This is a genomic window from Ensifer sp. 22521, assembly GCF_052044795.1.
Taxonomy (GTDB): domain Bacteria; phylum Pseudomonadota; class Alphaproteobacteria; order Rhizobiales; family Rhizobiaceae; genus Ensifer.
Window position 1 is genome coordinate 1 of the sequence record NZ_JBQENM010000066.1, and the last position, 4,450, is coordinate 4,450.

A 4,450-nucleotide genomic window follows, 5' to 3' on the forward strand; every position below is an offset into this window, starting at 1 on the left:
CGCCAGCCTTGCTGGTTCCCGACAATGCCAAGGTAGCGATCATCAAGGCCTGCCACTTCGATCCCCAGGTCAACCGGACGTATTGCGGGATGGCAGCCCATTATGGCAGCGCCGTCTTGCCAACGCGGCCGCGACGCCCGCGTGACAAAGCGAAAGTGGAAGCTGCGGTTCGTATCGTCGAACGCTGGCTATTGGGCCGGCTGCGCCATCGCATCTTCTATAGCTTGGCCGAGGTCAATGCGGCGATCGGCGAATTGCTTCATGATCTCAATGACAAACGAGTCCTGCGCCGCGTTGGCGTCACGCGCCGTCAACTGTTCGAAGAGCTTGATCGTCCGGTTTTGCGACCACTGCCTGTCGAACGCTATGTCTTTGCCGAATGGCGTATACGACGTGCCGGGCTGGATTATCACGTCGAGATCGAGCGGCACTATTATTCCGTTCCCTATCGCTTCGCCCGCGAGCAGGTTGAGGCTCGTATCACCGCCAATACGATCGAGATCTTCCACAAGGGCGAGCGTATTGCCGCCCATCGCCGCTCCAGCGGCAACGGGAAGCACACGACGATCCCCGATCATATGCCCTCGGCGCATCGCCGTTTTGCCGACTGGACGATCGAACGCATTCAACGCGAAGCCTCCGCCATGGGACCGGATGTCGCGCTGTTGTGCGAGCGCATCCTTGCCGACAGGCCACATCCCGAGCAGGGCTTTCGAGCTTGCCTCGGGATCATCCGCCTCAGCAAGAGCTTTGGCCGCGACAGGGTCAATGCCGCTTGCGGGCGGGCGCTGGAGATCGGGGCCCGGACCTATGGCTCGGTGCGCTCCATCCTCGACAATCACCTTGACCGAACGGCTGCCTCAAATGGAGCGGCGTCGCATGAACCGATCCATCACGCCAACATCCGCGGCCCCCGCTATTACCACTAAGGAGAACGAAAGATGCTTGCTCATCCAACACTAGATAAATTGAATGCCATGGGCCTGTCCGGCATGGCAAAGGCCTTTGGCGAACTCGTTGCCAACGGCGAAGCCGAACATCTCTCGCACGCCGAATGGCTCGGACTGCTGCTCGAACGGGAATGGAGCTCCCGTTACGATCGCAAGCTTGCGGCACGTCTCAGGTTTGCCAAGCTTCGCCACCAGGCGACCCCGGAAGATGTCGATTATCGCGCCGAACGCAGCCTCGACCGTGCTCTCTTCATGAAACTGCTCGGTGGCGACTGGATCAACGCTCATGACAATCTGGCCATTTGCGGACCCTCGGGTGTCGGAAAGAGTTGGTTGGCTTGCGCTCTCGGTCACAAGGCTTGCCGAGACGATCGCTCAGTTCTCTATCAGCGTGTCCCAAGGCTGTTTGCCCAGCTTGCGCTCGCGCGTGGTGACGGCCGGTATGCCCGGCTGCAACGGACCTTGGGCCACGTTCAGCTCCTGATACTGGATGATTGGGGGCTCGAACCGCTCAATGAACAGGCCCGTCACGATTTGCTGGAAATCCTCGAAGATCGCTACGGCCGTCGGTCGACGATCATTACCAGCCAACTTCCCGTATCCGCCTGGCACGGTGTCATCGGCGACCCAACCTATGCCGATGCCATACTCGACAGGTTGGTCCACAATGCCCACCGCATCGAATTGAGCGGCGATAGTCTGCGCCGAAACCTACCCCGCAAAGCTTGACACCTAGCCTAATTGAACTGACAACAATCATCGCCCGCAGACCTCCCTAGACAGGGGGCGAGATCATCCCGGAAACTGGGAGCGCAATCATCTCGGAACGAAGGGGCGGCTTCATCGGAATCGGCAGGATTGACGCCCAAACTGAACGAGTCGGGCGAAAGCAAACGCATCGGGCACATCTCCTGTTGCGGGGACGCGATGATGCGGATGCTGCTCCACGAAGCCGCGCAGTCCTTGTTGTCAGTCACAAGGAAATGGTCGTGGTTGAAGGCCTGGGCGATGAACGTGGCCAAGAGGCGAGGGCGCCAAAAGGCCATTACCGCATTGGCGCGCCGCCTGGCAGTGATCATGCACCGCATGTGGAGCGATGGCACCGAGTTCCGCTGGACGAAGGAGGGATTGCCAACCGCGCACGCATGACCTGATCATTGATCTCGACACAATAACAGTTTCCGCTTCGTGCGGAGAAGAAGTCCCTCGCGGGACGACGGATGAAGTAAGTTCGGCCCTCCCCTTGTACCGGCCGCCGCAGGCAGGTGGTCCAGGACGTCGGTGCAGATTGTTCTGCTTCATTCTTCTGACCCCATGGTGGGAGGGCCCGCAGGGCCGATCCCGGAGAGAAGCAAGACCCCGCGATGGATTTCCTTTGACGGAGAAGGCGCTCGACGATGCTTGACCTCGACCCGCCGAATAGAGAAGAAGGGAGGGGAGGGGAGTTAGGATCCGCCGGATCCGCCTGCACGGTGTCCTCATCGGTCAGGTCCTCGACTCGCAAGGCTGCCACTTCCGATCGGCGACGGCCGCCGGAGGCAAAAGCGGCCAGAAGCAGCGCGCGATCGCGCAGGTCGACCAAGCGTTCACCGGCACAGGCCTGCAGCAGCTTGGCCAGGACATCGCCGGTCACCGCCTTTTTGCTCTTTCGTTGCCGCGGACGCGCGCTGGCACGAACGGCGAGACGCAGGGCCGATTTGAGCGAAGGGCGGTTGAATGATCCACTGAGGCCGCGCCAGCGGGTAAGGATCGACCAACTCGTCAGCCGGCGCCGCACGGTCTCGGGGGCATGCGGTCCGTCGGCGCGCAACAGACGTTGGGAACGGAGGCCAGTTTCCACCTTCACCGGCATGCCATGGCTTGGATCTTCCACGCGCTTGGCCGGGTCCCAGAGATGGTGGGCGACGAATTTCAGCAGTAGGCTTTCCTGCGCCGGCCAGGCGAGGGGGCTGCCCGTGGCGAGCTGGCACCAGGCCTCCAGATAGCCGAGGTCGGAGGCCAGTGCCCGCAGGGTGTTGTCGCCCATGCCTTCGCTGGCAAGATGCTTGAGCGTGGCGACGTCGTCGTCAGTGAGGAGGGCAGCGAGTTGATCGCGCCGATCAAAAGGCAGGATGGCATCGAGCGCGTCGAGTTGCTCGGCTCGATGCAGTATCGAGCCGGCTGTAGCGTCGATAGATTTGCGGCGTCCGACCACCTTATCTGTCCTGCCACGGATTTATGATCACCAAACCGACGTCCTCGAAATACGGAACATTCCGAGTTGCCAGTGCGGCGCCACGGGAAAGGGCGATGGAGGCGATCTGTGCGTCGAACTGACTGATCGGGCGACCCGCCTTGCGCCGCTCCGTTGCAATTGTCCCATAAACGTCTGCGGCCTCCCGATCGAATGGCAGGACGCGACCGGCGAGGTCTTGCGCAAAGATCGGCAAGATTGCCGCTTCAAGGTCACGCCGGCGGCGACCATCGGGAAGCAGGCGTAGACCATATAGGATTTCGGCTTCGGTGATCGTGGTTGTGAAGATGGCGGCGGGAGGTTGTTCCGCAAGCCAATGGACAACCGCCGGCTTCGGAGCCGGCAACAGCAGTTCGGATATGATGTTTGTGTCGAGAACAATCATATTGCGGAGAAGTCCGGAGCGTCACGGATCGGTTCGCGCGCGGGAATTTCCAGTTCGACGCCGCCAAGCGGCTGCAGGCGCGCGCGGATTGCGGCAGCGAGGTTTCCCGCCGTTGTCTCCTGCTGCGCCAACACCATTTTCAAAATGTCGCGCGCCTCGTCTTCCATCGAACGGCCGTGGGTCGCCGCGCGGACCCGCAGCCTCTGTTTCAGTCGATCATCGATGTTGCGAATGGTCATGCTAGCCATGCAGGTCGCCTCCAGTCATCATTGATTGCATATACTGCAATGACGGCAATCTTTCAATTGGAGCCACAGTAGCCGGAAAGGGAAAACGTCGAGCGAAACATGGCCGTTGTCCGGCCCTCGCGAGCTGAAAAGAGGCTACTCCTCGACGCAGAGAAGGCCGAGAATTTTGGCCATAAAGGATTGAAAGGAAATGAAAGAGCTGCGGCGCTCAAGGGGTTCCTTGAGGAGCATCTCCCGGCGATCTTCGCGGTCGGGAGCGGCGAGGCGATAGACTTCGTGATCATAGCACAGGCGAACTTGACCTGTTCATCTATGATCGGTCAACCGCCGAGCCCTTAGCGAATCCAGAAATCCACCAGGGCTGATCAATCCTGGTGGATCCGGTGAACGAACCTCGTCGCAGTTTGGCTTAAAATGCCGCCCTATAGAATGGTTCCGTTCTCCTGAGCCTTGCCGCTACGCAAGCGGGATAGTGGTGCTGTCGAACATAACGGCGACCGAATGTGAGTTGGATCCGGCGACGGATGCGCGCCGGCTCATGCATGCTGGCTCAGACCACGGGTTTGCAAGAAATGGGAGAAAGAACGCTATGTATTGATGATCGATCTTGACGTCAAAATCCTCATGTGAGCTG

General features: G+C 60.2%; 6 protein-coding genes and 1 pseudogene. 4 read left to right on the forward strand and 3 right to left on the reverse strand.

What is annotated here, in order from left to right; genetic code table 11:
• From ACTJKE_RS36470 to ACTJKE_RS36480, 3 genes and pseudogenes are all read left to right on the forward strand, one after another.
• Positions 1-929: Mu transposase domain-containing protein (locus ACTJKE_RS36470; RefSeq protein ID WP_440691931.1), on the forward strand; the 929-nt coding region annotated here is incomplete at its 5' end.
• A gap of 12 nt (positions 930-941) precedes the next feature.
• The gene (gene istB, locus ACTJKE_RS36475) at positions 942-1,679 is read left to right on the forward strand and encodes an IS21-like element helper ATPase IstB (protein WP_014330260.1); all 738 of its coding nucleotides are present in this window, start codon (positions 942-944) and stop codon (positions 1,677-1,679) included.
• Positions 1,680-1,805: 126 nt separating this feature from the next.
• Positions 1,806-2,099: pseudogene (locus tag ACTJKE_RS36480) on the forward strand (transposase); the annotation flags it as partial.
• Here ACTJKE_RS36480 and ACTJKE_RS36485 read toward each other — a convergent pair.
• From ACTJKE_RS36485 to ACTJKE_RS36495, 3 genes are read right to left on the reverse strand one after another with little or no spacing between them, the layout of a single operon-like run.
• Complete coding sequence (locus ACTJKE_RS36485) at positions 2,026-3,144, reverse strand: integrase (RefSeq protein WP_440693899.1); 1,119 nt, start codon at positions 3,142-3,144, stop codon at positions 2,026-2,028. The pseudogene ACTJKE_RS36480 and the gene ACTJKE_RS36485 sit on opposite strands and share 74 nt — an antisense overlap.
• Before the next feature lies 1 nt (position 3,145).
• A complete protein-coding gene (locus ACTJKE_RS36490) occupies positions 3,146-3,568 on the reverse strand; it encodes a type II toxin-antitoxin system VapC family toxin (RefSeq protein ID WP_440693901.1) in 423 nt (140 codons plus the stop codon).
• On the reverse strand, positions 3,565-3,816 hold the full coding sequence (locus tag ACTJKE_RS36495; protein WP_440637627.1) for a FitA-like ribbon-helix-helix domain-containing protein: 252 nt from the start codon (positions 3,814-3,816) through the stop codon (positions 3,565-3,567). Before ACTJKE_RS36495 ends, ACTJKE_RS36490 begins: the two co-directional genes overlap by 4 nt.
• Positions 3,817-3,915: 99 nt before the next feature.
• Here ACTJKE_RS36495 and ACTJKE_RS36500 point away from each other — a divergent pair, with 99 nt between their 5' ends.
• On the forward strand, positions 3,916-4,155 hold the full coding sequence (locus ACTJKE_RS36500; RefSeq protein ID WP_440693903.1) for a hypothetical protein: 240 nt from the start codon (positions 3,916-3,918) through the stop codon (positions 4,153-4,155).
• Positions 4,156-4,450: the final 295 nt, after the last annotated feature.